The organism is Streptosporangium sp. NPDC049248, from assembly GCF_040678965.1.
Taxonomy (GTDB): Bacteria; Actinomycetota; Actinomycetes; order Streptosporangiales; family Streptosporangiaceae; genus Streptosporangium; species Streptosporangium fukuiense.
This window is the reverse complement of record NZ_JBFAQY010000001.1, coordinates 199,999-225,503: the sequence shown is the minus strand read 5'-3', so window position 1 is coordinate 225,503 and position 25,505 is coordinate 199,999. Positions and strand designations below refer to the sequence as shown.

22 protein-coding genes and 1 tRNA gene are annotated in these 25,505 nt (G+C 71.0%); 10 read left to right on the top strand and 13 right to left on the bottom strand.

The genetic code is table 11. From position 1 onward, the window contains the following. Positions 1-107: 107 nt before the first annotated feature. The 5 genes from rplA to AB0K21_RS01065 all read right to left on the bottom strand — a co-directional run bounded on the left by rplA (position 108) and on the right by AB0K21_RS01065 (position 2,849). Entirely contained in the window at positions 108-821 is a 714-nt protein-coding gene (gene rplA, locus AB0K21_RS01085) for a 50S ribosomal protein L1 (protein WP_030923988.1), read from the bottom strand. A 176-nt stretch (positions 822-997) separates the two neighbouring features. Further along, on the bottom strand, positions 998-1,429 hold the full coding sequence (gene rplK, locus AB0K21_RS01080) for a 50S ribosomal protein L11 (protein ID WP_343968369.1): 432 nt from the start codon (positions 1,427-1,429) through the stop codon (positions 998-1,000). 162 nt (positions 1,430-1,591) lie between these two features. After that, positions 1,592-2,380, bottom strand: a complete 789-nt coding sequence (gene nusG, locus AB0K21_RS01075; RefSeq protein ID WP_343968371.1) for a transcription termination/antitermination protein NusG — start codon at positions 2,378-2,380, stop codon at positions 1,592-1,594. A 72-nt stretch (positions 2,381-2,452) separates the two neighbouring features. Further along, positions 2,453-2,701 carry a preprotein translocase subunit SecE gene (secE, locus tag AB0K21_RS01070; protein WP_329089906.1) on the bottom strand — a complete coding sequence of 83 codons (249 nt, stop codon included), beginning with the start codon at positions 2,699-2,701 and terminating at the stop codon, positions 2,453-2,455. A 75-nt stretch (positions 2,702-2,776) separates the two neighbouring features. Further along, a tRNA-Trp gene (locus AB0K21_RS01065) sits at positions 2,777-2,849 on the bottom strand. A 246-nt stretch (positions 2,850-3,095) separates the two neighbouring features. On the opposite strand from AB0K21_RS01065, the gene AB0K21_RS01060 reads away from it, so the two are divergent. Continuing rightward, positions 3,096-4,301 carry a pyridoxal phosphate-dependent aminotransferase gene (locus AB0K21_RS01060; protein WP_364146903.1) on the top strand — a complete coding sequence of 402 codons (1,206 nt, stop codon included), beginning with the start codon at positions 3,096-3,098 and terminating at the stop codon, positions 4,299-4,301. 98 nt (positions 4,302-4,399) lie between these two features. On the opposite strand, the gene AB0K21_RS01055 is transcribed toward AB0K21_RS01060, so the two are convergent. Together AB0K21_RS01055 and AB0K21_RS01050 are read right to left on the bottom strand one after the other, a co-directional pair. Further along, a complete protein-coding gene (locus AB0K21_RS01055; protein WP_343968377.1) occupies positions 4,400-6,439 on the bottom strand; it encodes an NB-ARC domain-containing protein in 2,040 nt (679 codons plus the stop codon). Further along, a complete protein-coding gene (locus tag AB0K21_RS01050; RefSeq protein ID WP_343968379.1) occupies positions 6,439-8,544 on the bottom strand; it encodes an AAA family ATPase in 2,106 nt (701 codons plus the stop codon). Before AB0K21_RS01050 ends, AB0K21_RS01055 begins: the two co-directional genes overlap by 1 nt. A 265-nt stretch (positions 8,545-8,809) precedes the next feature. Between AB0K21_RS01050 and AB0K21_RS01045 the strand changes: the two genes are divergently transcribed. After that, a complete protein-coding gene (locus tag AB0K21_RS01045) occupies positions 8,810-9,829 on the top strand; it encodes an adenosine deaminase (RefSeq protein WP_343968382.1) in 1,020 nt (339 codons plus the stop codon). Here AB0K21_RS01045 and AB0K21_RS01040 read toward each other — a convergent pair. The 3 genes from AB0K21_RS01040 to AB0K21_RS01030 are packed head-to-tail and all read right to left on the bottom strand — an operon-like array spanning position 9,818 to position 13,229. Beyond that, positions 9,818-10,591, bottom strand: a complete 774-nt coding sequence (locus AB0K21_RS01040) for a hypothetical protein (RefSeq protein WP_343968384.1) — start codon at positions 10,589-10,591, stop codon at positions 9,818-9,820. The two genes, AB0K21_RS01045 and AB0K21_RS01040, sit on opposite strands and share 12 nt — an antisense overlap. Then, positions 10,578-11,150, bottom strand: coding sequence for a sigma-70 family RNA polymerase sigma factor (locus tag AB0K21_RS01035; protein ID WP_343968386.1), 573 nt, complete (start codon positions 11,148-11,150; stop codon positions 10,578-10,580). Before AB0K21_RS01035 ends, AB0K21_RS01040 begins: the two co-directional genes overlap by 14 nt. Positions 11,151-11,192: 42 nt before the next feature. Then, positions 11,193-13,229 (bottom strand): NB-ARC domain-containing protein, encoded by a 2,037-nt coding sequence (locus AB0K21_RS01030; protein ID WP_364146900.1) that lies wholly within the window; start codon positions 13,227-13,229, stop codon positions 11,193-11,195. A 362-nt stretch (positions 13,230-13,591) separates the two neighbouring features. Between AB0K21_RS01030 and AB0K21_RS01025 the strand changes: the two genes are divergently transcribed. Both AB0K21_RS01025 and AB0K21_RS01020 read left to right on the top strand, forming a co-directional pair. Next, complete coding sequence (locus AB0K21_RS01025) at positions 13,592-14,323, top strand: methyltransferase (RefSeq protein WP_364146897.1); 732 nt, start codon at positions 13,592-13,594, stop codon at positions 14,321-14,323. Between the two features lie 282 nt (positions 14,324-14,605). Next, the gene (locus AB0K21_RS01020) at positions 14,606-14,785 is read left to right on the top strand and encodes a hypothetical protein (RefSeq protein ID WP_343968392.1); all 180 of its coding nucleotides are present in this window, start codon (positions 14,606-14,608) and stop codon (positions 14,783-14,785) included. Positions 14,786-14,867: 82 nt separating this feature from the next. Here the strand turns inward: AB0K21_RS01020 and AB0K21_RS01015 are convergent, their stop codons facing one another. The 3 genes from AB0K21_RS01015 to AB0K21_RS01005 all read right to left on the bottom strand — a co-directional run bounded on the left by AB0K21_RS01015 (position 14,868) and on the right by AB0K21_RS01005 (position 17,973). Beyond that, a complete protein-coding gene (locus AB0K21_RS01015; protein WP_343968395.1) occupies positions 14,868-16,013 on the bottom strand; it encodes an acetyl-CoA C-acetyltransferase in 1,146 nt (381 codons plus the stop codon). A 174-nt stretch (positions 16,014-16,187) separates the two neighbouring features. Further along, complete coding sequence (locus AB0K21_RS01010) at positions 16,188-17,036, bottom strand: class F sortase (protein ID WP_343968398.1); 849 nt, start codon at positions 17,034-17,036, stop codon at positions 16,188-16,190. Positions 17,037-17,049: 13 nt separating this feature from the next. After that, the gene (locus AB0K21_RS01005) at positions 17,050-17,973 is read right to left on the bottom strand and encodes a hypothetical protein (RefSeq protein ID WP_343968400.1); all 924 of its coding nucleotides are present in this window, start codon (positions 17,971-17,973) and stop codon (positions 17,050-17,052) included. Between the two features lie 365 nt (positions 17,974-18,338). On the opposite strand from AB0K21_RS01005, the gene AB0K21_RS01000 reads away from it, so the two are divergent. From AB0K21_RS01000 to AB0K21_RS00975, 6 genes are all read left to right on the top strand, one after another. After that, on the top strand, positions 18,339-19,007 hold the full coding sequence (locus AB0K21_RS01000; RefSeq protein WP_364146892.1) for a DUF2291 family protein: 669 nt from the start codon (positions 18,339-18,341) through the stop codon (positions 19,005-19,007). Next, a complete protein-coding gene (locus tag AB0K21_RS00995; RefSeq protein WP_343968404.1) occupies positions 19,004-20,569 on the top strand; it encodes a sugar ABC transporter ATP-binding protein in 1,566 nt (521 codons plus the stop codon). The genes AB0K21_RS01000 and AB0K21_RS00995 overlap by 4 nt, the downstream gene beginning before the upstream one ends. A 26-nt stretch (positions 20,570-20,595) precedes the next feature. Further along, positions 20,596-21,678, top strand: a complete 1,083-nt coding sequence (locus AB0K21_RS00990) for an ABC transporter permease (protein WP_343968406.1) — start codon at positions 20,596-20,598, stop codon at positions 21,676-21,678. A 142-nt stretch (positions 21,679-21,820) separates the two neighbouring features. Next, the gene (locus AB0K21_RS00985; RefSeq protein WP_343968409.1) at positions 21,821-22,381 is read left to right on the top strand and encodes a 2Fe-2S iron-sulfur cluster-binding protein; all 561 of its coding nucleotides are present in this window, start codon (positions 21,821-21,823) and stop codon (positions 22,379-22,381) included. Beyond that, positions 22,378-23,388: a xanthine dehydrogenase family protein subunit M gene (locus AB0K21_RS00980; protein ID WP_343968412.1), complete on the top strand. Its 1,011-nt coding sequence runs from the start codon at positions 22,378-22,380 to the stop codon at positions 23,386-23,388. Before AB0K21_RS00985 ends, AB0K21_RS00980 begins: the two co-directional genes overlap by 4 nt. Then, complete coding sequence (locus AB0K21_RS00975; protein WP_343968416.1) at positions 23,385-25,487, top strand: xanthine dehydrogenase family protein molybdopterin-binding subunit; 2,103 nt, start codon at positions 23,385-23,387, stop codon at positions 25,485-25,487. The genes AB0K21_RS00980 and AB0K21_RS00975 overlap by 4 nt, the downstream gene beginning before the upstream one ends. Positions 25,488-25,505: the final 18 nt, after the last annotated feature.

Genomic DNA, 25,505 nt, shown 5'->3' with positions numbered 1-25,505 from the left:
CTACGACAGTACGCGTCGGGAAAGCCGAGCGCGTCCTTCGGAAGAACGAAGAAGGGCCTCAACCGAATGGCCATTCGGTTGAGGCCCGCTGCGAAAGACGTCTGGTATCAGGCGTCGAGTTCGGCGGTCAGCGCCCGCGTCTGGTTGGGGTCGACCTGGATGCCGGGGCCCATGGACGTGGAGAAGACGACCTTCTTGACGTAGCGTCCCTTGGCCGCGGACGGCTTGAGACGGATCACCTCTTCGAGGGCGGCGGCGTAGTTCTCGATGAGCTGACGCTCGCCGAAGGACACCTTGCCGATGATGAAGTGCAGGTTCGCGTGCCGGTCGACACGGAACTCGATCTTGCCGCCCTTGATGTCGGTGACGGCCTTGCCGACGGCCGGGGTCACGGTGCCGGTCTTGGGGTTCGGCATCAGGCCACGGGGGCCGAGCACGCGGCCCAGGCGGCCGACCTTGCCCATGAGGTCCGGGGTGGCGACGACGGCGTCGAAGTCGAGGCGGCCCTTGGCGACCTCGTCGATCAGCTCGTCGGCACCGACGATGTCGGCACCCGCGGCGCGCGCCTCCTCGGCACGGTCACCGGTCGCGAAGACCAGGACCCGGGCGGTCTTGCCGGTGCCGTGCGGGAGGTTGACGGTGCCGCGGACCATCTGGTCGGCCTTGCGGGGGTCGACGCCCAGCCGCAGGGCCACCTCGACGGTGGCGTCGAACTTGGCGACGTTGGTCTCCTTGGCCAGCTTGGCCGCCTGGGCCGGGCTGTACAGGGTGTCGCGGTCGACCTGCGCCGCTGCGGCGCGGAATCCCTTGCTGCGCTTCACTTGCTCACTCCTGTGAATCCGAGTGTCCGTGGTGTGGGCCTGCGCCGGCCCCTCCACTTACTTCGACGTTTGGTGGTCTGACGCGATCGAGATCGCGTTCGCCGCCGTCCCCTGCTCGATCTCGCGGACGCGCTTCACGCCGCGAGGTCGCCGCCGGGTCCGTACGGCGGGTGTCGCTAGTCGGCGATCGTGATGCCCATCGACCGGGCGGTGCCGGCGATGATCTTCTCGGCCGCCTCGATGTCGTTGGCGTTGAGGTCCTGCATCTTGGTCTCGGCGATCTGGCGCAGCTGCTCCTTGGTGAGCTTGCCGACCTTGTCCTTCTGCGGGACGGCCGAACCCTTCGCGACACCGGCGGCCTTCTTGATCAGCTCAGGCGCCGGAGGCGTCTTCGTGACGAAGGTGAAGGTGCGGTCCTCGTAGATGGTGATCTCAACGGGGATGATGTTGCCGCGCTGGGCCTCGGTGGCAGCGTTGTACTGCTTCACGAAGTCCATGATGTTGACGCCGTGCGGACCGAGGGCGGTACCGACCGGCGGCGCGGGCGTGGCCTGGCCAGCGGGGAGCTGAACCTTGACCAGCGCGGCGAGCTTCTTCTTAGGAGGCATGCTTCTCTCCGGGTCCTTCTTCTCTGAACGGTGTTCCTACAGTCCCCGCGACCGCGGGGCCCACCACCGCTGGGCCCACGACGGCGACCGCAGCTTGGCCGGCACGGTGGACGGAACATCCCCGCGACCGCGGGGCAGACTGACGAAGTCTACGCGACCGGCCTAGATCTTCGAGACCTGGTTGAACGAGAGCTCGACCGGGGTCTCGCGGCCGAAGATCGACACGAGCACCTTGAGCTTCTGCGACTCGGCGCTGATCTCGCTGACCGTGGCGGGCAGCGTGGCGAACGGGCCGTCCATGACGGTGACGGACTCACCGACCTCGAAGTCGACGGTCGCGGCGGAGGCCTTCGCGGTCGACTTCTTGACCTCTTCCGACGGCTCGGGCGCGAGCAGCTTGGCGACCTCTTCGAGGCTCAGCGGGCTCGGCTTGTTGGAGAGGCCGACGAAGCCGGTCACGCCGGGCGTGTTACGCACCGCGGACCAGGACTCGTCGGTGAGCTCCATCCGGACCAGCACGTAGCCGGGCAGCACCCGCTCCTTGACCAGCTGGCGCTTGCCGCTCTTGATCTCGGTCACGTGGTGGGTGGGCACCTCGACCTGGAAGATGTAGTCCTCCATGTTGAGGGACTGCGTGCGGGTCTCGATGTTGGACTTCACGCGGTTCTCGTAACCGGCGTAGGAGTGGATGACGTACCACTCGCCGAACAGACCCCGCAGGTGCCGCTTGAACTCCTCGACCGGGTCGACGTCGGGAAGGACGTCACCGTCTTCGTCGACGGCGCCGGCCGGGGCCTGCTCGGCCTCGTTTTCGGCGTCGGCGTCGGTTTCGGCGTCGACATCCTGCCCGTCGAACTCGCCAGGCGAATCCTCGGTGACGTCTACGGCCTTCTCCAGCTCGTCCTCGCGCTCTTCGCGGGGCTCGCCGGCCGACTGTGCAGACTCGGACACGGTGCTCTTTCTCTTTTCGTCGATGGCTGATGGACTCGTCCGCAGGGCGGCCCGCCCGCCGGAGACCGCGGCTCAGGCTCCGCCGAAGATTCTCAGCACGCCCTCGGTGAACAGCGCGTCCAAAGCCGACACGATCCCGACCATGATCAGAACGAAGACCAGGACGATGATGGTGTACGAAATGAGGTCTTTGCGCGTGGGCCAGATGACCTTACGCAGCTCGGCGACAACCTGCCGATAGAAAAGGGCGGGAGAAGTGCGCTTCGTCTTCTTCTCACCGCTCGGCTTGTCTGCGGTTTCGCCGCGCGTGTCGATCGCCACAGTCCTCACCTGAATCCATCGAGTCCAACGCATATCAGCGGCGCGCTAGACGCCAGATGCGCGGACCGCTCCTCGCAGGGCACGAGGGACTCGAACCCCCAACCGCCGGTTTTGGAGACCGGTGCGCTACCAATTGCGCTAGTGCCCTAAGACATGAACCACCATACATCGGTTGGACCGAAGTTTGTCCGCGGCTCACGGTCTTGACCGCCGGTTCACGCATGCGGCGGAAAGAACATGCCGGAGTCTACGGGTGATTGCCCACTTCGTCGAACCGGCGGGCGATCGCCCAGCTCGGCGAATCTCTCCCGGGCCGCTCGGGCCTGCCGGAGCGGCCCGTCCGGATGGTGGATACCCGGCGGGAACAGCGGCACAGGTCTGTAACCATGGAGGTATGACCCGTCCCCGCATCTCAACACGCATCTCCGCGATCTCAGAGTCCGCCACGCTGGCCGTGGACGCCAAGGCCAAGGCGATGAAGGCGGCAGGCCGCCCGGTCATCGGCTTCGGCGCCGGCGAGCCGGACTTCGCCACTCCGGACTACATCGTCGAGGCGGCCGTCGAGGCGTGCCGGAACCCCAGGTTCCACAAGTACACGCCGGCCGGCGGCCTTCCCGAGCTGAAGCAGGCCATCGCCGACAAGACGCTCCGCGACTCCGGCTACCAGGTCGACGCGGCCCAGGTCCTGGTCACCAACGGCGGCAAGCAGGCCGTCTACGAGGCGTTCGCCACGCTGCTCGACCCGGGCGACGAGGTTCTGGTCGTCGCCCCCTACTGGACCACCTACCCCGAGGCGATCAAGCTGGCCGGCGGCGTCCAGGTCGACGTGGTGACCGACGAGACGACCGGCTACCTGGCGAGCGTGGAGCAGCTGGAGGCGGCGCGCACCGACCGGACCAAGGTCCTGCTGTTCGTCTCCCCGTCCAACCCGACCGGCGCGGTGTACTCCCCCGAGCAGGTCGCCCAGATCGGCCGCTGGGCCGCCGAGCACGACCTGTGGGTCGTCACGGACGAGATCTACGAGCACCTGACCTACGGCGACGCGACGTTCGCGAGCATCGCCACGGTGGCCCCCGAGCTGGGCGACAAGGTGATGATCCTCAACGGCGTCGCCAAGACCTACGCGATGACCGGCTGGCGGGTGGGCTGGCTGATCGGCCCCAAGGACGTCGTCAAGGCCGCGACCAACCTGCAGTCGCACGCCACCTCCAACGTCTCCAACGTCGCCCAGATCGCCGCGCTGGCCGCCGTCGGCGGCGACCTGTCGGCCGTGGCCCGGATGCGCGAGGCCTTCGACCGCCGCCGCCAGACCATGGTCCGGATGCTCAACGAGATCCCGGGCGTGTTCTGCCCCGAACCGAAGGGCGCCTTCTACGCCTACCCGTCGGTCAAGGAGCTGCTGGGCAAGGACTTCGGCGGCCGTCGCCCGGCGACCTCCGCCGAGCTGGCCGAGCTCGTCCTGGAGGAGGCCGAGGTGGCCGTCGTCCCCGGGGAGGCGTTCGGCACCCCGGGCTACTTCCGCCTGTCCTACGCGCTCGGCGACGACGACCTGGTCGAAGGCGTGGGCCGCATCGTCAAGTTCCTCGGCCAGGCCCGCTGAGCGCCTCTCCAGGGCCGGCCGCCCCCCTCCCCGCCCGGTCGGGCTCCGACCGGCGGGGTGGCGGCGGACGGCCTCGGTACGCGCCGGACGAGTCCGGTTCAGTCGCGCAGGGCGTAGGTCACCGCGGACTCGAAATGGGAGGCCGCCCCCTCGGCGAGGGCCCGCGCGTAGGCGGTCTCTCCGATCAGACCCTCGGCGCGGGCAGCGGCGGCCTCGCGGAGCCCGGTCATGGTGTCGGCCCCGAGGCCGGGCAGCCCGAAACCGCTCCAGATGCGCTGCGCGGCGCCGAGGAGCCAGGCGGCGCGGAAGCCGTCACCCACGGCCGCGGCGATCCGGGCGAGCTGGTCGATGGCGAGCACACCGCCGACCGCGTCTCGCAGCCCCCAGCTGACCTCCAGCGCCGCCTTGGCCGCCGCTGAGGCCTCGGCGGCCTCCCCCCGGCCCAGAAGGGCCAGAGAGCGGATGTAGTCGCTCAGAGCTCGCTGGGAGAGCTCTCCACGCGCCTCGCAGTGCCGGCGCGTCTCGCGCAGGATCTCCACCGCCTTGTCGAAGTCGCCGTCGAAGGTGGCGGCCATGGCCAGGAGGAGGGGAACGGAGAACAGGCCCGACGAGGTGGGCTCGGCCTGCCGTAACCCGGCGGCTCCGCGCAGCGCGTACCCCCGCGCGCCCTCCAGGTCGCCGACGAGCAGGCAGGCCCCGGCGAGGCGGAGGTGGGCGTGGGCCTCGGTCTCGCCGTCGCCGTGGCGCCGGGCGCTCTCGGCGCTCTCCGTGGCCCGCTCGCGCGCCAGAGGTATGTCGCCCGCGAGGAGCGCGAGGTGGGCGGCGACCCAGAGCGGTCTTGACCTGGCTCGGTCCGGGGCCGGTACGGCGGCCAGCGCGCGGTCGAGGTAGTGGCGGCCCTCGCGGACGAGGCCCAGGTGACACCAGAGAACCCACAGGGCTCCGGCCAGCTCCAGAGCGGCGCGGTGGTCGCCGTCCGCGAGGCAGCGGTCGAGTGCCGCGCGGATGTTGGACAGCTCCCCGCGCGCCCAGCGCGCCCATTCGAGCTGGCGGGGGCCGCACCACTGGGCGTCCATGCGGTGGGCGGCGGCCAGGTAGTGATCACGGTGGCGGCGGCGCATCAGGGCGCCCTCGCCCAGCTCGTCGAGCCAGTCGCGCCCGTAGTCCCTGATGGTGTCGAGCAGGCGGTAGCGATCGCCCACCCGGGCGACGACCGACTTGGCCACGAGCACGGCGAGCACGCCCGCCACGTCGGGCAGGCACTCGTCCGCGCAGACGCCGCGCGCCGACTCCTCGTCGAAGGTGCCCGCGAAGACCGACAGGCGGGCCCAGAGCAGGCGTTCGGCGGGCGTGCAGAGCTCGTGACTCCAGCCGGCCGCGGTGCGCAGCGTGTGGTGGCGTACGAGGACCCTCTCGCCGTCGGCCGGCAGCCTGAAGCGGTCTTCGAGCTGGTCGGCGAGCTGGATCGCCGACAGGCCCCGCGCGTGACTGGCCGCCAGCTCGATGGCGAGCGGGACGCCGTCGAGCCTCCGGCAGAGCCTGGCGACGGCCATCATGGCCCGCTCGTCCGTGCGCAGCCCTGGGGCGACGGCCGTCGCCCGGTCCAGGAAGAGGCTCATCACGTCGTACCCCGCGAGGTCGGCGGCCTCGGGCGGGGGGACGGGAAAGGGGTCGACGCCCATCACGACCTCGTACGGCAGGCAGAGCTCCTGGCGGCTGGTCACGATGATCCGGACGTCGGGCGCGCCGGTCAGGATGGCCGTGACCATGGCGGCACAGGGATCGACGAGGTGCTCGCAGGTGTCCAGGACGAGCAGGAGCCGCCGGTCGGCGAGGAACTCGACGAGGGACGCGAGTGCCGGGCGTCCGGCCCGCGCGCGCAGGCCGAACATCCCGGCGACGTGGCCGGCGAGCAGGTCGCCGTCCGTCTCCGAGGAGAGTTCGGCCACCCAGACGCCGTCGGGGTAGTCGTCGCGGACGCTCCGCGCCGCCTGGAGGGCGAGACGTGTCTTGCCGACGCCCCCGGCGCCGTGCAGGGTGAGCAGGCGCGTTCCGGTGAGGAGTTTCGTGATCTCGTCAAGCTCGGCGGCGCGTCCGAAGAAACTGTTCATCGCGACCGGCAGGTTGCCGCGCGGCATCAAGAAAGATCCCCCCGGATCGCGTGTTCCACGGCGTCGCGCAGGCTGATCGAACCTCCTCGCTCCTCCAGCCGGTCGAACTCCGCCCTGCCCAGACGCCCGCGCAGCCTCAGCTCGGACGTACGGATCAGGCTCGCGATCATGGGTGAGCGGCTGGGCGGGACCCCGGCGTCCTTCCAGGCGGCGCGGGAGGCCCCGAACATGGTGGCGGCGAAGATGTCGTCGGCGGATGATTCGGCGATCACGACGAACACCTCCAGCGCCTCCATCAGCGAGATGGTGTCGCCGAACAGGCGGCCGCCGCGCAGGGAGTCACGGGCGGACTCCGCGGCGGACGCGGTGTTGCCGAGGAGGTGCTTGGCCTGGCCCAGGAGGAGGTCGAGGCGGATGAGGGTCCAGTAGTCGCCGCAGGACTCGCAGAGCTCACGTCCCTCCCGCAGGATGGACACGGCCTGGTCGTGGTGGCCGGCGAGCATCATGGCGGTGGCGACCACCGTGTAGGTGGGCAGGAAGCCGGGGAAGACGTTGCCGGTGGAGCGGTGGCGCACCCGGGCGTGCTTGATGAGCCGCAGGGCCTCGCCCACGTCGCCCCTGACGACGGCCAGGTGGGCCTGGAACTGGCTGACGTAGGCCGTGGCGTAGCCGTTGGCGTCCTCGGCCGCGCACTCGGTGAGGATCCGCTCGGCGCGTTCGAGGTCGCCGCGCTGGATCGAGACCCACGCGTGCACCCAGAGCGCCTTGACCCGCTCGGGACTGACCGTGCGGTCGAGGTCGAGGCCGCGCTGGAGGAGGTCGTCGCCGGGTGCCTGCATGCCGCAGCACGCCCACAGGAACCACAGGTTGCCGACCAGGTCGAGACCGCGGCGGTACTCCTGCGGCCGGGAGTAGCAGTATTCGATGGCACCGCGCATGTTGCCGCATTCGAGGACCAGCCTGCGGTACCACTCGAGCTGGCGGCCCTGCCAGCTCATCTCGGCGCGGGCGGACAGGGCGAGGAAGTGGTCACGGTGGCGGCGCTGGATCTCCTCGGTCTCGCCGAGCCGGTCGAGCCAGACCAGGCCGAACTCGCGGACCGTGTTGAGCAGGCGGTAGCGGACCCCGTTCTCGCCCTCCTCGCGGACCAGCACGGACTTGTCGAGCAGACCCAGCAGGCCGTCGAGGATGTCCTTGGCGGCGAGGACGCCGCCGGCGCAGACCTCCTCGGCGGCCTCGATGTCGAAGGTGCCGGCGAAAACCGAGGCCCGTGCCCACAGCAGGCGTTCCGGCGGGGTGCAGAGTTCGTGGCTCCAGCCGAGGGCGACGCGCATGGAGCTGTGCCGCCGCGGAGCGGAGGGGAGCCGGTGCGGTTCCGCGTCGTGCCCTTCGCCGTGGGTTCCACGACCGGCCGAGGGGTCCGTACGGCTCTCGAAGGCCGCGGCGAGCTCGTCGGGCGAGGCCATGCGGCCGTCGAAGGCGGCGAGCCCGGCCGTGGAGAGCGGGCGGCCGTCGAGGGTGACGAGCCCGTCGAGGATCCCGGGGCCGCCTCCGGCCACGGCGAGCCGGATCGCCAGCGGCAGGTTGTCGAGGCGTCCGCAGAGCTCGGCCGCGTCGGGGCCGCCGAGCAGGCCGCCGGTGAGGGTGCCGATCAGGCTGACGGCGTCGGCGTCGGGCAGACCGCCGATCGGGTAGAGGTGCTCGCCGGGCAGGCCCAGCCGCTGCCTGCTGGTGGCCAGGACACGTAGTCCCTCGACCGAGCGCAGCAGCAGGCCGACCAGGATGCCCGTGACGCCGACGACGCGGTCGCAGGTGTCGAGGACGAGCAGGGTCCGGCGCGTGACGAGCTCGTCGACCAGTGCCCGCAGTGCGGGAACGCCCGGCCTCCGGCGGACGCCGATCGCGTCGGCGAACGTCTCGGCCAGGGAGTCGAGGTCGCCGGGCGCCTCCGAAAGCTCCACGATGTGGACGCCGTCCGGGAACCGGGGTTCGAGGGTGCGGGCCAGCCGCCGGGCGACGCAGGTCTTGCCGGCTCCGGCCGGACCGGTCAGCGTGACGTGCCGCACCCTTTCGAGCAGTGCGGAGACGTCGGCGAGTTCGGTCTCCCTGCCGACGAAGACGTCCGCTTTCATGGCAGCCCCAGCGTCCTGACAACGTGTGCGTCCACCGTCGCACGGAGACATGGTCCGCTGAAAGCCCGTTTCCTAGATTTCCTAGATATAACGGGGGATGCGGCAAGGACGGGCACTTCCGAAAACCGGCCACACCCGCCCCGAAATAACCTCCTCGTCGCCTTCTGCCATACAGGTCCCCTTTCGCCTCCGCAGCGCGCGAGCGGACCGTCAGGTCGGGACCAAAGAACACCGGGGAGTACCGGAGGTACGGCACTCTATTGAAATGCCACGTCCCCTCAGCGAACTGCCCAAGGCACACCTGCACCTGCACCTCACCGGCTCCATGCGGCACTCGACCCTTGTCGAGCTGGCCCGCGAACACGGCCTGCACCTTCCCGACGCGCTTGAGGAGGACTGGCCACCTCGGCTGCGCGCCACCGACGAGCGGGGCTGGTTCCGGTTCCAGCGGCTGTACGACATCGCGCGCTCCGTCCTGCAGCGGGAGAGCGACGTCTACCGGCTGCTGCGCGAGGCGGCCGAGGACGAGGCGGCCGAAGGATCGGCCTGGCTGGAGATCCAGATCGACCCGTCCGGGTACGCCTCGAGGTTCGGCGGGCTCACCTCGGCCATGGAGCTGATGCTCGACGCGACGCGCAGGGCCGCCGACCACGCGGGAATAGGAATCGCGGTCGTGGTGGCCGCCAACCGCACCCGCCACCCCCTCGACGCCAAGACCCTCGCCCGCCTCGCCACGCACTACATGGACCAGGGCGTGATCGGGTTCGGGCTCTCCAACGACGAGCGGCGCGGCCGGGCCCGTGACTTCGACGGGGCCTTCCGGCTGGCCAAGCGGGCGGGCCTGCTGGCCGTGCCGCACGGCGGGGAGCTGCTGGGCGCCGCCAGCGTGGCCGAGTGCGTCGACGTGCTGGACGCCGACCGGGTCGGGCACGGGGTGAGGGCGGCCGAGTCGCCACAGCTCATGGAACGCCTTGCCGCCCGGGGGATCACCTGCGAGGTCTGCCCGACCTCCAACGTCGGTCTCGGGGTGGCCGAGCGGGCCGAGGACGTACCGCTGCGGCGCCTGTTCGAGGCGGGGGTGCCGATCGCGCTGGGCGCCGACGACCCGCTGCTGTTCGGTGCCAGGCTGCTGCCCCAGTACGAGCTCGCCAGGCAGGTGTACGGCTTCTCCGATCCGGAACTGGCCGAGCTGGCCCGCCAGTCGATACGGGCGTCGGCGGCACCGGAGACGGTGCGCAAGAAGCTCCTCCAGGGGATCGACGACTGGCTGGCCTCAGCGGACTGAGCGGGCGATCTCCAGGGCGCGGCCGATGTCCCCGGGTCCCTCAAGGCGCAGGCCGACCTGCCCTCGCCGCCAGATGAGGGTGGGCCCGGCCGCGCGGGGGCGGGCCTCGGCCTCACCGCCGCCCCGGGGCAGGTAGGTCAGGCCGTGATGGGCCGGGATCCACTGTGCCTGCGCGTCACCCACGCGGGTCTCCTGCGGCCAGGGCGGCCCCAGCTCCTTCCGGTAGACGGGCAGGAGGCCACCGTCGTACTCGTCCAGCCTGAGGCCGGGCCAGAGCAGCGAGACCACCCGGCCGCCGTCGCTCACCCTGACCTCGGCGGGCTCGCCGAGCGCGGCGGGGACGGCGATCGGGAACGCCACCTGCCGTCCGGCCTGCTCCAGGGTGACCCGCCGCTCGCCCGGCAGCGGCCGGGGCGCCCAGGACGGCAGGGGCCCGGGGTCACCGATCCTGAGCTCGACGCCCGCGAAGCGCAGGATCTCCACCACCGCCGCTCTTCCCACGGGCGTCGCCCCCAGGAACAGCGCGACGAGGATCGCGACGGCGGCGACCACCGCCCGCCTCCGCGCCCGCCCGCCGACCCGCAGCGCCCCCCACCCTCGCCGGAGCGCTCCCCGGCCACCCGTGACCGCGGGCGCCTCGGGGACGGGCTCTTCCAGGCGGGCCCGTACGGCCCGCGCGACCTCGGCGGGGGGTGGGGAGGGGACGTCGAGGAACTCGCCGAGGTCGCGGAGCCTGGCCTCGAGGTCGTCAGATGAGGTCACGCGCCACCTCCTCGCGCAGACGGGCCAGGCCACGGGAGGTCCGTGACTTGACGGTGCCGACGGGAAGACCGAGCACCTGGGCGGTCTCGGCCTCCGACAGCTGAAGGAGATACCGACAGACGACGGTCTCGCGTTCCCGCTCGGGCAGCGTACGCACCGCGTCGAGGAGCCGCGCCCGCCGGTCGGTGGTGACGGCCGCCTCCTCCGGGGCCTCACCCACCGGCGGGACGGCCTCGGTGAGCCGCGCGGCCAGCCTGTCCCTGCGGCCCCGGGAGCGGGTCAGGTTGTGCGTCTCGTTCGCCACGATCCGCAGCAACCAGGGGCGGAACGGCGCGTCCCGGCGGAAGGACGCCAGGTTGCGGTACGCCTTGACGAACGCCTCCTGGACCACGTCCTCGGCCTCGTCGGCGGCCCCGAGCATGGCCGCGGTGCGGTGCGCGAGCACGCTGTAGCGGGCGACCAGGACCTCGTAGGCGTCCAGGTCGCCTGCCAGCGATCGGGCGATCGCCTCGTCGTCGTCCGTCGGGGGGCTCCTTCGCGGATGTCTGAGAGATTCCACCGCATGCGTGCCGTGTCGCGAAACCCCCTCGGGCGAGTGCGCTCAGTGGAGGGCGTAGGCGACCGCCGCGTCCGGGTCGGTCTCGTACCCCTCGGCGAAGATCGCGTCGTAGGTCTCGTCACCGAGCAGTTGCCTGGCCGTCCGCTCGGCGACGGTTCTCGGCTCGGACATGCCCGCCTGGCCGAGGCCCCGCAACCCGAAGGTGGCCCACAGCCGTACCACCGCCCCCTGGAGCCTGGCCGTGCGGCGGCCGTCGCCCTCGACCGCGGCGATCACCGCGAGCTGGTCGACGGCCAGTGCCACGCCGGTGGCGTCGCGCAGGCGCCACTTGACGTCGAGCGACTGCCGGGCGGCCTCCGCCGCCTCGCTCACCCTGCCGAGCCCCAGCTGGGCGATGGACAGGACGTAGTCGCCGCAGGCGCGGGCCCAGCGCTCGCCGTGCGCGTCACAGAGCCGCTGCACCTCCTTGAGCACCGAGACGGCCCTGTCGAACTCGCCGCGCCAGGTGACCGCCATCGCCATGGTCACCAGGGCGAGGGGTTCGCCGACCGTGTCGGCCTCCGCCCTGCGGAAGTACTCGCGCACGCGCTCGACGCACGGCTCGACCTCGTCGAGGGCGCCGGCGCACAGGGCACGGCCGGCCAGCCGGAGCTGGGCGTGCCCGGCCGCCGCGTAGTCGCCCCAGTCGAGGGCCGCGGACAGCGCCGCCTCGGCCCTGCGGCGCCCCCTCTCCAGCTCACCCCTGGCGATGGCCACGCAGCCGTCGGCCCACAGGAGTCTGGGCAGGTGCGGGTCGGTGACGGAGGCCGATTCGAGTACGCGTGCCATGTGGTGGCGGCCCTCGTTCGATCGGCCCAGGCAGAACCAGAGGATCCAGAGCGTGCCGGCGAGCTCGACGGAGACCGGGGAGGCGGGGTCGAGGGCGAGACGCAGGTCGGTCATGGCGAAGGCGAGGCGGGCGGCCCACTCCTCCTGCCCTGGGCCGTACCAGCCGGTCTCGGCCCTGCGCGCCAGGTCGAGGTAGTGGTGGCGATGCCGCCGCACCAGCCTGGCCTCGTCCCCGAGCAGGGCCAGCCGCTCCCTGCCGTACTCCCTGACCGTGACCGGCTGACGGTAGCCGCCGGGAACCCGGACCAGGAGGAACCTTCTCGCCAGGCTTTCCAGCAGGTCCGGTACGTCACCCAGGTGCTCGTCGCCGCACACCCGCTCGGCGTCGGCCGCGTCGAAGTTTCCCGCGAAGACCGAGAGCCTGGCCCAGAGCAGGCGTTCCCCTGGTCCGCAGAGCTCGTGGCTCCACCTGATCGCGGCCCGTACGGTCCGGTGGCGAGGCACCGGTGCCCGGCTGTCGGGCTGGGACTCGAACCGGCTCTCCAGGTGGTCGGCGAGCCGCTCCACCGGCATGTCCCCCAGCCATCCGGCGGCCAGTTCGACGGCGAGCGGGACGCCGTCCAGCCGCCGGCAGATCCTGGCCGCGGCCGCCAGGCCGGTCTCGGTCGCCTCCAGGCCGGGCGCCACGGCGGCGGCCCGGTCGAGGAGGAGGCGGAGCGCGTCGTCCCCCGCCATCCCCTCCTCCTGCGGCCACGGCGCGTCGAAGGGCCCGACGGGCAGCAGCGCCTCCTGCGGCAGCCCGAGCGGCCGGCGGGAGGTCGCGATGATCCGCACCCCCGGCGCCGCCGCCAGGATCTGGGCGACGAGGTCGCGGCAGGCGGGCAGGAGGTGCTCGCAGTTGTCGAGGAGCAGCAGGAGCCTCCTGCCCGCGAGGAACTCGACGAGCGTCTCGTCCGCTGTCCGCGCGGACCGCTCGGGGATGCCGAGGACCGCCGCGACCGTGTGGGCGAGCAGGTCGCCGTCGCGCTCGCCGGACAGCTCCACCAGCCAGGTGCCGTCCGGGTGGTGCTCGTGCCGCCGGCGTGCGGCCCTGATCGCGATCCGTGACTTGCCGATGCCGCCGACACCGGTGACCGTGGTCAGCGGTGTGTCGGCCAGCAGCTTCAGCAGCCGCCGCACCTCGCCTTCCCGGCCGATGAAGCCATCCGTCTCCGCGGGCAGGTTCCCCCGCCACCATTGGGCCTGTTCCATCGGTTCGCGCTCCTTCTCCACTTACCGGGAATAGCACTCCTCTCAAATCACGGACCGGCCGACCGGCGATTCCCCAGGGGGGTTTCCTTGTCCCCCGGTGCAAATCTCACCGCCGTATCGAGGTCGAACTTCCCCCGTACGGCGTGAAACGCGGAAATGCAGGTGCTTTATAACTGATTCGGTGGAGCCGGTAATCGGGGGGCGAGCTCATACGGAGGCCGATCCCCTCAGGAGCGGCTCCCGGGGGGCACCGCCCGTGGATCGTTTGAGGGGCCGTCCCGAGGGAAGCGCCATTAGACTCTGGCTGTCCCTGGCCGCGGCCTGTCGCCGCGGCCTTTCCTAACCGAGCTGGACGGAACCGCATGTCTGGGTATGACCGCGTAGTGCAACCCGCGGCCGGTGACGAGGCCCTGGAGAACCACCTTGGTGGGGACGAGGCCAGGAATTACCGGCAGTACGAGCTCGACATGGTCGCCCCACACGTGGGCCGGTCCATGCTGGAGATCGGTTCCGGGCTTGGCCACTTCGCCGAGCAGTTCCTGCCCCGCCTCGACCGGCTGGTGGTCAGCGACTTCGACCCCTACTGCGTGGAGCAGCTCCAGAAGCGCTTCGAGGGCCGCGACGACATCGACGTGCTCCAGTTCGGCCTGCCGACCGAGATCCCCATCGGCGAGAAGGTCGACACCGTCGTGATGATGAACGTCCTGGAGCACATCGAGGAGGACGTCGAGGCCCTGCGGTCGCTCGCCAAGGTCACCCTCCCCGGCGGCCGGATCGTCATCTGGGTCCCGGGCTACATGCAGCTTTACGGGGACTTCGACCGCAAGGTCGGCCACGTCACCCGCTACACCCCGGCCACCCTGCGCAGCACGGTCTCCCGTGCGGGCCTGGACATCGACGTGCTCAAGCCGATCAACTTCCTGGGCGGCATCGCCTGGTGGGCCGCGGTCCGCCGCGGCGGTGTCGGCTACCCCGACCCCCGGCTGGTCAAGATCTACGACCGCACCGTGGTACCCCTCACCCGCCTCATCGAGCGCTTCGTCCGCCCGCCGTTCGGACAGACAGTCTTCTGCGTCGCCCGCGTGCCGAAGTGATCTCCGCCCACGCCATCCCCTCCCCCACGGCCATCGCGATGCCCGGAGCGGCGTGACGGCCGGGGGCGGCCGGATGGCGGCCGGGGCGCGAACAAATCGGTTGCACGCCTCGACAGGGGCGTCGTAGGGTCGTTCACATGTGGATCAACTCCTAAGAGCCGGCGTCGATCAGCCTTCGCTGATCCGCCCGCACTCAGCGTTTCAGCCCCGTTCGTCTGACGCGGCAGCTGAGTCGTCCGACCCGGGATCTCGCCGCGTCGTCACTTTCCTCAAGGAGTCCATATGCGAATTCATGCCGCCCGCAAGCGCACCGGCAAATCCAAGTCCGCCAAGAGCACCGAGACCCACACCCCGCTGCCCGAGCACGTCGTGCCCGCGACGCCCCGGCGGATGCCGATGCCGCCCGCACCGATGAGGCCCACCCGGCAGCCGCGCCGGATTCCCGGCAAGGGCGGTCGCTGACCCACGGAAAAGCCCCGGTCCGCCGACCGGGGCTTTCCCATCTCTCACGGTGCCTCGCGGTTCGAGGCCGCGGGCACCGGCGTCACAGCCGCTCGATGATCGTGACGTTGGCCTGGCCGCCGCCCTCGCACATCGTCTGCAGCCCGTACCGGCCGCCGGTCCGCTCAAGCTCGTGCAGGAGCTTGGTCATCAGGATCGCGCCGGTGCCGCCCAGCGGGTGGCCCAGGGCGATCGCGCCGCCGTTCGGGTTGACCTTGGCCGGGTCGGCGCCGAGGTCGTTGATCCAGGCCAGCGGGACCGGGGCGAACGCCTCGTTGATCTCGGTGACGTCGATGTCCTCGATGGACAAACCCGCCCTCTTCAGCGCCTTCTGCGTCGCCGGGATCGGTGCGGTCAGCATGTAGACCGGGTCGTCGCCGGTGAGCGCCAGGGTGACGATGCGCGCCCTGGGGGTCAGGTTGTGGTCACGGACCGCCTGCTCGGAGGCGATCAGGATCGCTCCGGAGCCGTCGGAGATCTGCGAGGAGGTGGCCGCCGTGATCTGCCCGCCGTCCCGCAGCGTCTTGAGCGACGCCATCTTCTCCAGCGTGGTGTCCGGGCGCGGGCCCTCGTCGTCCTCGACACCGTTGAGTGGGGCGATCTGGTCCTTGAAGTAGCCGTTCGCGACGGCCTTGGCCGCCCGCTGGTGGCTCTCGTACGCGAACTGCTCCAACTGCTCGCGCTTGAGGTTCCACTTCTCGCACATCAGCTCCGCGCCGCGGAACTGGGAGATCTCCTGCTTGCCGTACCGCTCGACCCACTTTTCACCGAAGGGGAAGGGCATGCCCTTCTCCAGCGCCGCGCTGATACTCGACCCCATGGGCACGATGCTCATGGACTCCACCCCGGCGGCCACGACGAGGTCCTGGGTGCCGGAGAGCACGCCCTGGGCCGCGAAGTGGATCGACTGCTGGGAGGAGCCGCACTGGCGGTCGATGGTCACACCGGCGACGCTCTCCGGGAGACCTGCGGACAGCCACGCGTTGCGCGCGATGTCCATGCTCTGCGGGCCGAACTGCATGACACAGCCCATGATCACGTCTTCGACCGCCGACGGGTCGACACCCGTACGCTCGATGAGCGCTCCGAGGGTGTGCGCGGCCAGATCGGTGGGGTGGACGGTGGACAGACCGCCCTTCTTCTTGCCGACCGGGGTGCGGACCGCCCCGACGATGTACGCCTCTGCCACAGTGCCTCCTGCGTGTGAACCGAGCTGCCTGCGAAACCGAGCATCATTCGGTCAGTAGGAGGTTACAACAGAACTTTTGTCCACGCCCTACCCGGGGGTGCCCTCTCCCCCGACAGGACACCCCCGCCTTTTTACGAAATATCAGGAGCTCCGCGCTGACCTGGGCGGTGCCGCTCAGGCCATCCTGGTGCTCGTCATGGTCGCGTAGGCGATGACGTTGTCCGTGTAATGGCCGGTCGTGCGATCATAGGTGCCACCACAGGTGATCAGGTGCAGTTGCGGGTTCGGCGACTCGCCGTACACCCGCTGCGTCGGGAACACCGACTTGTCCGCCTGCTCCAGCCCGCCGACGGTGTAGACGGCGATGACGCCGTCCTTTCTGTGCACCTCGATGACGTCGCCGTTGCGGATCTCGTCGAGGCGGCTGAAGACCGCGCTTCCCGAGCGCGTGTCCTTGTGCCCGAGCATGATCGCGGGACCGGCCTCGCCGGGCGTGGGTCCCGAGCGGTACCAGCCGACCAGGTTCGGGTTGCCGACCGGCGGCACCTCGATCGCACCCTTGCCGTCGAGCCCGACGGATCTGACCGGCGCGTTGACGCCGAGCCGCGGGATGACCAGGCGGACCGGGCTGGAGGGCTGCATGGCCGGGGCCGCCGGCAGGCTGGGCTGGGGCGGCGGCACGGTCGGGGGCGCCTGGAAGTACGGGTTCACCGGCGCCGCCGCGGCCTGATTTCTGGGTGGCAGCGTGGTGCGCTCACCCATGCCGTACTCCTCCGGTGCGGCCAGTACGTAGAGCATGCCCACCAGCACCGTGACCACCCCGGCGATCCCGGCCAGGATGAGCACCGACCGCATCACCCGCCCACCGTCCAGATGCCCGTCGAGCTGCCCGCCTCGCGGCCACTCCTCGTAGGGCGGGCCGTGCTGCTGCTGGAACGGGTGCGGGTACTGCGGCGGGACCGGGACCGGCCGGTAGTGGGGCACGTGCCCGGGGTGTTGACCGCCCGGCGGAGGGGTGCTCATCCGGCCACCCCGATCAGCCTCGGCCCGCGGTGCGACGTCGCAGCACCATGCCGCCGATCCCGGCGAACGCCACCATCAGCACACCACTGAGCATGATCATCCGGGCGTCGGGGCCCGCGTCCCCGCCGCCACCCGTGGCGGCCCCTCCGTTGGGGGTCTCGTCGATCTGCCCGTCGGAGGAGGGCTTTTCCGGCTCGGAGGTCTTGGTCCGGGTGACGGTGACCGTCGGCTTGGGAGTGGCGGTCGTACTCGTGCTCGGGCTCGGACTCGGACTCGTGCTCGTGCTCGGGCTGGGACTCGTGCTCGTACTCGTGCTCGGGGAACCCGTCACCACGGTCACCCGCAGCGCGGCGGCGGCGGCCTCGGCCGAGTTGAGCGGAACACCGCAGTCGAGCAGCTCGGCCTCGTTTCCGGTCCCGGTACCGGGGTCCAGGTACAGGGTGAACGGGCCCGGCTGGAAGGCCACCACGCCGGTCGCGCTGGGGGTCACCGTGACGAGCAGGGGAGGTGCGGTGACCGGCTGCCCGGCGGACGGAGGAGCGGCGGTGGCCGCGAGCGAGCGGAGTTCGGAGGGAAGCGCCAGGACCGGCGAGGGGCTGGCGTCGATCTGCACCTCCGCGTCGATGACGACACGCGCGCCCGCCGGGACGGACGCGGTCGGGGTGAGGGTGGGCACCGTGGTGGGCTGGGCGATCTTCCAGGTCGCCACCAGGGGCGCGTTGGTCGCCGCCGCCGTCGGACCGCTGAGGTCCATCTGGAAGGTGTACGTCGCCGACGGTGACGTCACGCCGCCGAGCGTGCAGGCGTAGCTGACCGGGTTGGGGTCGGCGTACATGGAGGCGACCGCAGGGACCGCGCCGAAAAGAACGCCCGCGCCCACCGCGGCGATCGCGGCTGTCTTGACCGCGACGCGCCGCCGCGTCTTGGACTTCAGCACAGTCTCTCCCCATTCCAGATCCATCGACCGGCTCGCACCGGCTTTGAGGCTTACATGCCTTGGTCAAGGTTCGGCATAGATCCTACGAACAGAGACCAGGGTGCGCGAGCAAGTCGGCGAAACGGACACAAATTCCCATCTATCCCACAGCAAACGACACCGTACATCGGTGAAGTTTCGAACAACAGACGGGATGTGGCATGCGACGCTCACGGTGAGTGATCGGGCACCGCGCGGATCCGGACACCCACGGGACAGCACACGGGGCTTACGCAGCTCGGCCGGTTCCCGTTCAGGGAGGGTTCGGTGGAAACCGCGCGAGCGGGTATACGGGTCTTGACATCCTCCCACGCTGGAGGTTTGTGATGAGCACGCCAGCTGCGGTGCACGCGCACGGTGGGCAGGCACCCCGCCGACGGATCCCGGCGAGATGGGTGGCCGTCGCCCTGGCGGCGGTCCTCCTGGTCGCCATCGGGCTCAGCACCCATTACCGCTCCGCGGGGTCGGTCGCCGCGTCGGACAACCGGTTCGACCCGGCCGCGTTCGGGGCACGGACGTACGAGAGCGAGGTCGTGCCCGCGATCAGGAGGAAGGCCGTCCCGCTGCCCGAGCTGGTGAAGGCCATGACCACCGACCAGGGGGCGGCCAACAGGCGCTACGGCATCCGGCAGGGCAACGGCCCCTACAATTTCGCGGTCAGGGGCACCGGCAGGGCCGGAGTGGCGAAGTCCGGGCTGATGCCCGTGACCGTGCCGGACCTGCCACCGGGCACCCGGGTCTCGTTGCAGGTAGGTCCCGCCGTCAACGGCACGGCGCTGCGGGACGCGGCCGGCATCGGATCCAGGCGGTTCCGCGACCAGGCGGAGTACGCCGCCGCCGCCACCGCGCTGAACAACCAGCTGTGGGGGAGGCTGCTCAAGAACCTGGACCCGGCACGGCTGAACGGCAAGAAGATCTCCTTCGTCGGAGCCTTCGGCTTCCTCACCCCCTCCGTCGTGACCATCACCCCGGTCTCGATCAAGAAGGTTTCGTGAAGACGGCGGCGACCAGGGTGCTGAGTGCCCGCGCCGTCACCAAGGTGTACGGGGGCACGCACGCGCTCAGGGGTGTCGACCTCGACATCGCCGCCGGTCGGGTGACCGCGCTGTTCGGCAAGAACGGAGCCGGCACGTCGACCCTGCTGAAGATCCTCTCCGGGGTCGAGCGGCCCACCACCGGCCATGTCGAGCTCGACGGGAAACCCGTCCGGTTCCTGTCGCCCCGCGACGCCGTCGACCGGGGCATCTCTGTCATCCCCCAGAAGCCCAGCCTCTGTCCCAACCTGAGCATCCAGGACAACCTCTTCCTGGCCCGCGAGATCTGCGGGGGCCCCTGGGTGATCGACCGCTCCGCCCAGCGGGCCACCAGTGCGGCGACCCTCCACAGCCTGGGGGAGGATCTCGATCCCGATCGGCTGGTCGGTGACCTGAGCCCGGCCCGGCAGCAGATCGTCGAGATCGCGCGGGCGCTCATCCAGGAGGCCCGGGTGCTGCTCATGGACGAGCCCACCTCGATGCTCACCTCCCCGGAGATCGAGGCCCTGTTCCGGGTCATCGGAGGGCTGACCGCGAGCGGGGTCGCCGTCGCCTACGCCTCCCACCGACCGGACAGGGCGCTGAGGATCGCCGATGACGTCGCCATACTGCGTGACGGGCGGCTGGTCGCCGCGTCGAACGCCAAGGCCCTCGACATCCGGCGGATCATGGAGCAGATGGCCGGCCGCGCCCCGGACTCCCTGTCCCCGCACCACATCCCGCTCGCCGAGAAAGAGCCGCCGCCGCGCGAGGAGCTGCTGACCCTGCGCGGCCTCTCGGTGGCCGACCCGGCCAACCCCGGCCACCTCGCGATCGACGACCTCTCCCTGACCGTCAGGGAGGGCGAGATCGTGGGGATCTACGGCCTGATGGACTCGGGCCTGACCGAACTACTGGAGGCACTCGCCGGCCGGATCCCCTCGCAGTCGGGTGACGTCCTGCTCTCGGGCATCCCGTTGGAGAACGCGAGCATCCGCGACCGCGTCGGCCGGGGCCTGGTCCTGGTCCCCCGGGACCGCCGGCGCGACGGCCTCGTCCAGACGATGTCGCTCGGGGAGAACCTCTCCCTGGCCGGACTGGACAGGTTCGTCCGGCGGCTGTTCGTCTCCCGGAAGCGCGAACTGGACGCCGTCGATCGGATGATCTCCGGCATCACTCTCAGGACGGACGACGCCGGAACGCCCGTCGAATCGTTGAGCGGCGGCGACCAGCAGAAGGTGGTCATCGGCCGGGCGCTGCTGACCGATCCCCTGGTACTGCTGGTGGACGAGCCCTCGCGCGGCGTCGACACCGACGCCAAGGCCGACATCTTCCAACTGCTGGCGGCACGAGCACGACACGGCCTGGCCGTCCTCTTCACCACGTCGGACGTCGAGGAGGCCCTGCGCGTCCCCGACCGGCTGCTGGTGCTCACCCGCGGGGTCGTCACCGGTGACTTCCGGCGTGGTGCGACAACCCGGGAGGAACTGATGAGCGTGCTGGACGGCGCCACCATCGGCCATGCCGAGGGCGGTGCGAATTGACGCCTCAGGAGACGACCCCGGCACCGGTGCCGCCTGACCGCCCTCCGCCGGAGAGGATCGCGGCCCGGGCGCGCCGCCTGTCCCTGCTGAACGGCCTGTTCGAGTTCCGGGCGCTCATCGCGCTGGCGGTCCTGATCGTGCTCTTCGGCATGCTGACGGATTCGTTCCTCACGGTGCCGAACCTCATCAGGGCGGCCGAGCAGATCGCGGTCAACGGGGTGGTCGCGCTCGGCATGCTGCTGGTCATCCTCAGGGGCGGCATCGACCTGTCCGTCGGCTCGGTCATCGGGCTCTCCGGGGTCGTCGCCGGTGAGTTGCTCGCAGGTCTCGATCTCAGGTTCGTCGACATGATCGCCTACCCGCCCGTGTGGGGCGTGGTCGTGCTCTGCGTCGCGGTCGGCATGCTCGTCGGCCTGGTGAACGGCGTCCTCGTCACCCGGTTCGAGGTGGCGCCGTTCATCGCGACGTTCGGCATGCTGTACGTGGCGCGGGGACTCGCGATGCTGATCTCCGGCGGCTCGACCTACACCGACCTGGACGGCAGCCCCCAACTCGGCAACACCGGCTTCGGCCTCCTCGGCGACGCACGCCCACTCGGCATCCCGATCTCGATCTGGATCATGGTCGCCCTGGCCGTCGCCGTCATGCTGGCGCTCACCAGGACACCGTTCGGCCGGTGGTTGTACGCCGCGGGCGGCAACGAGCGGGCCGCGGAGCTCTCGGGGGTCCCGGTCAACCGCGTCAAGACGGTCGTCTACGTGATCTCCGGCGCCTGTGCCGCGCTCGCGGGCCTCCTCATCGCCTCGGAGCTGACCGTGGCGACGCCTCAGGCCGGTGAGACGTTCGAGCTCAACGCGATCGCCGCGGTCATCCTCGGCGGCGCCACGCTGAACGGGGGCCGCGGCACCGTACGGGGCACCCTCGTCGGAGTCCTCGTCGTCGCTCTCCTCGTCAACGGCCTGATGATCCTGGACGTGTCGCTGTTCTGGCAGATCCTCATCAAGGGAGCCCTGATCATCTTTGTGGTGATGCTGGACCAGGGGCGGCGGCGGCTCCAGCGGCACAGGTCCGCGCTCTCGGCGCTGGCCTCCGACGGGCGACCGGACTGACGGGCCGCCTCCCGACACCCGCCCATCCCGGCGTCTCCCCGATCCGCCGGTGATGTTCACGACGGTACGGTTGCCGCTTCTTTTGGATTTTCAGATTAATAGGTGATCCAACTCTCATTGGGCAATTGGCAGGATAAACGGCATGGCAGTCGAAGCGTTCAGCAGCGATGTCACGCTGCGCATCAACGGTGCCGACCACTCCGTCTCCCTGGACAACCGGGTGACCCTGCTGGACGCGTTGCGGGAGCATCTCGGCCTGACCGGGGCGAAGAAAGGGTGCGACCACGGGCAGTGCGGGACGTGCACGGTCCTGCTGGACGGCCGGCGGGTGAACAGCTGCCTGACGCTCGCGGTCACCGCCACCGAGCAGGAGATCATCACCATCGAGGGGGTCGCCGACCTGGTTCGCGCGAACGACCTGCACCCCGTTCAGCAGGCGTTCCTCGACCACGAGGGCTTCCAGTGCGGCTACTGCACACCGGGCCAGATCTGCTCGGCGATCGGCGCGCTCGCCGAGGCGGACGCGGGCTGGCCCAGCCATGTCACCGAGGACGTCGCGGCCGGTGTCGCCTCCCGCGCCGCGCTGGACGCCGAAGAGGTCCGCGAACGGATGAGCGGCAACCTCTGCCGCTGCGGGGCGTACGCCGGGGTCGTCGAGGCGGTCCTCGAAGTCGCCGGGGCGGGTCCCGGAGGCGGACGGTGAGACCTTTCGCCTACGAGCGCGCCGCCGACCCCGGTGCCGCCGCCACCGCCGTGGTGGACGGCACCGACGCGATGTTCCTGGCCGGCGGAACCAATCTGGTGGACCTGATGAAACTCGGTGTGGCCCGGCCGGCGAAGCTGGTGGACGTCACCCGGCTGCCGTACGACCGGATCGAACACCGGGCCGACGGAAGCGTGCTCATCGGCGCGACGGTGCGCAACAGCGACCTGGCCGGCGACCGGGGCATCAGGGAACGCTTCCCGATGCTCACCCGGGCCGTGCTGTCCGGAGCCTCCGGACAGCTCAGGTCGATGGCCACCACCGGCGGAAACCTGCTGCAGCGCACGCGCTGCCCGTACTTCCAGGACGTCACCAAGCCGTGCAACAAGCGTGACCCGGGCGCGGGCTGTTCCGCGATCGGCGGCGGTCACCGCGACCTGGGGGTGATCGGCACCTCCGGCAGCTGCGTGGCCACCCACCCGTCCGACATGGCGGTGGCGATGGCCGCTCTCGACGCCGTGGTGCACCTCAGGCTCGCGGGCGGAGAAGAGCGGGCGGTGCCGCTCCACGACCTCTACCTGCTGCCCGGCGACACCCCCGATCGCGAGACGGTACTGGAGCCGGGCGACCTGATCACCGGTGTCGAACTGCCGCCGCCGCCGGACGGCGCGGCCATGCGGTACCGCAAGGTCCGCGACCGCTGGTCCTACGCGTTCGCGGTGGTCTCGGTCGCGGCCCTGGTCACGACGGAGGGCGGCGGGTCGCTGCGGGAGATCCGGCTGGCACTGGGCGGCGTGGCCCCGCAGCCGTGGCGGGCACACCAGGCCGAGCGGATGCTGGCCGGTCACCGGCCGAACAGGGAACTGCTGCTGGCGGCGGCGGAGGCGGAGTTCGCGTCGGCACGCCCCCTGCCGGGGAACGAGTTCAAGATCGGGCTCGCCGCCGATCTGATCGCGGCGAGCGTACGCGATCTCATGGCGGACCTCGTGGCGGAGGAACGGCGATGACCACGCTGGACAAGGTGGTGGGCAGGGCACCGACCAGGATCGACGGGCGCGAGAAGGTCACCGGCGCGGCCCGCTACGCCTACGAGTACCCGGTGCCGAACGCCGTCTATGTCTGGCCCGTGCAGGCCACCATCGCCCGCGGCCGGGTGCGCGCCGTCCACGGCGGCGCCGCGCTGGCCCTGCCGGGGGTGATCGCCGTACTGAACAGCGGCAACGTCTCCCGGCTGCGCCCCGCCGACGACGCCGAGCTGGCCGTCCTGCAGTCGGCCGACGTCGCCTACCGCGGGCAGATCGTCGCGGCCGTGGTCGCGAGCACCCTGGAAGGCGCCCGCGAGGCGGCGTCGGCGGTACGGGTGGACTACGACGAGCAGGAACACGACGTCGTGCTGAGCCCGGACAACCCGCGGATCTTCTCACCCCGGAAGGCCAACGCGGGTTTCCCCGGGACCGTCCACTGGGGCGACGCCGAGAGCGCCCTGACCGCGGCACCGGCCGGCGTCGACGCCACCTACACGACCCCGGCAGAGCATGCCAGCCCGATGGAACCGCACGCCACGATCGCGTTCTGGGAGGGCGAGACCCTGACCCTCTACAACGCCGACCAGGCGCCCTGGATGTCGGCGACCGCGATCGCCGCGCTGTTCGGCCTCGCCGACGGCGCGGTGAGCATCGTCGCCGACCACACCGGCGGCGGTTTCGGGTCGAAGGCGGTACCGCGCCCGCCGACCGTGCTGGCGGCGCTGGCCGCCCGCGCCGTCGGGCGGCCGGTCAAGGTGGCGATGACCAGGCAGCAGATGTTCCCGCTCGTCAGCTACCGGACGCCCACCGTGCAACGGGTGCGTCTGGGGGCCGAGCTGGACGGCCGGCTGACCGCGGTGTGGCACGACGCGCTCCAGCAGAGCTCGAAGCGCGTCGAGTACACCGAGCAGACGGTCGCGGCCAGCCGCATGATGTACGCGACGCCCAACAGCCATACCGCCCACCGGTTGCTACAGCTGGACGTGCCGACCCCGTCGTGGATGCGCGCGCCCGGCGAGGCTCCGGGGATGTTCGCGCTCGAATCGGCGATGGACGAGCTGGCGTACGCCCTCGGGATGGACCCCGTCGAGCTGCGAGTCGTCAACGAGCCCGCGCTGGACCCCGAATCGGGCCTCCCGTTCAGCAGCCGCAACCTGATCGCCTGCCTGCGGGAGGGGGCGGCGCGCTTCGGCTGGGCCGGACGCGACCCCGCGCCGGGCCTCCGCAGACAGGGCCGGTGGCTCGTCGGCACCGGCGTCGCGTCCTCGACCTACCCGGTTCTCACCATGGCGTCCACCGCGACCGTCCGCGCCGAGCCGACGGGCAGGTTCGTGGTCGAGATCGCCGCGGCCGACATCGGGACCGGGGCTCGCACCGCGCTGGCCCAGGTCGCGGCCGACGAGCTCGGGGTGCCGATGGACCGGATCACCGTCCTGGTGGGCCGCAGCGTCTTCGGACCCGCGCCGTTCGCCGGCGGGTCCATGGGCACCGCCTCGTGGAGCTGGGCGGTGAGCAAGGCGTGCCGGGCACTGGTCAGGGAGCTCGACGAACGGGCCGGAGTGATCCCCCCCGAAGGACTGCAGGCGCGGGCGGACACCACCGAGGACCTCGCCGCCCAGGAGCGGTTCTCCCGCCACTCGTTCGGAGCGCAGTTCGCCGAGGTCAAGGTCGACGTCGACAGCGGGCAGGTCCGTATCGAGCGGCTGCTCGGGGTCTTCGCGGCCGGCCGGATCGTCAACGCCGGGACGGCGCGCTCGCAGTTCCTCGGCGGCATGACGATGGGGATCTCCATGGCCCTGCACGAGTCCCTGCAGCTGGACCCCCGCTTCGGTGACTTCACCAACCACGACCTGGCCACCTACCACATCGCGTCGAACGCCGACGTCCGCGGGATCGAGGCGCACTGGATCGACGAGCATGACGACCGGCTCAATCCTGTCGGTGTCAAGGGCATCGGCGAGGTGGGGATCGTCGGCACCGCCGCCGCGATCGCCAATGCCGTCTTCCACGCCACCGGCTCCCGGCAGCGCGACCTGCCGATCACCCTCGATCGGGTGCGGGCCGCCATGCACACCGGCTGACGGGATCTTCCCCGCCGA

Bases quoted from the DNA above. Each gene is read 5' to 3' on its own strand.
- rplK (WP_343968369.1), bottom strand. From the start codon at position 1,429: ATGCCTCCTAAGAAGAAGCTCGCCGCGCTGGTCAAGGTTCAGCTCCCC.
- AB0K21_RS01060 (WP_364146903.1), top strand. From the start codon at position 3,096: ATGACCCGTCCCCGCATCTCAACACGCATCTCCGCGATCTCAGAGTCC.
- AB0K21_RS01055 (WP_343968377.1), bottom strand. From the start codon at position 6,439: ATGCCGCGCGGCAACCTGCCGGTCGCGATGAACAGTTTCTTCGGACGC.
- AB0K21_RS01050 (WP_343968379.1), bottom strand. From the start codon at position 8,544: ATGAAAGCGGACGTCTTCGTCGGCAGGGAGACCGAACTCGCCGACGTC.
- AB0K21_RS01045 (WP_343968382.1), top strand. From the start codon at position 8,810: ATGCCACGTCCCCTCAGCGAACTGCCCAAGGCACACCTGCACCTGCAC.
- AB0K21_RS01030 (WP_364146900.1), bottom strand. From the start codon at position 13,229: ATGGAACAGGCCCAATGGTGGCGGGGGAACCTGCCCGCGGAGACGGAT.
- AB0K21_RS01025 (WP_364146897.1), top strand. From the start codon at position 13,592: ATGTCTGGGTATGACCGCGTAGTGCAACCCGCGGCCGGTGACGAGGCC.
- AB0K21_RS01020 (WP_343968392.1), top strand. From the start codon at position 14,606: ATGCGAATTCATGCCGCCCGCAAGCGCACCGGCAAATCCAAGTCCGCC.
- AB0K21_RS01010 (WP_343968398.1), bottom strand. From the start codon at position 17,036: ATGAGCACCCCTCCGCCGGGCGGTCAACACCCCGGGCACGTGCCCCAC.
- AB0K21_RS01000 (WP_364146892.1), top strand. From the start codon at position 18,339: ATGAGCACGCCAGCTGCGGTGCACGCGCACGGTGGGCAGGCACCCCGC.
- AB0K21_RS00985 (WP_343968409.1), top strand. From the start codon at position 21,821: ATGGCAGTCGAAGCGTTCAGCAGCGATGTCACGCTGCGCATCAACGGT.
- AB0K21_RS00975 (WP_343968416.1), top strand. From the start codon at position 23,385: ATGACCACGCTGGACAAGGTGGTGGGCAGGGCACCGACCAGGATCGAC.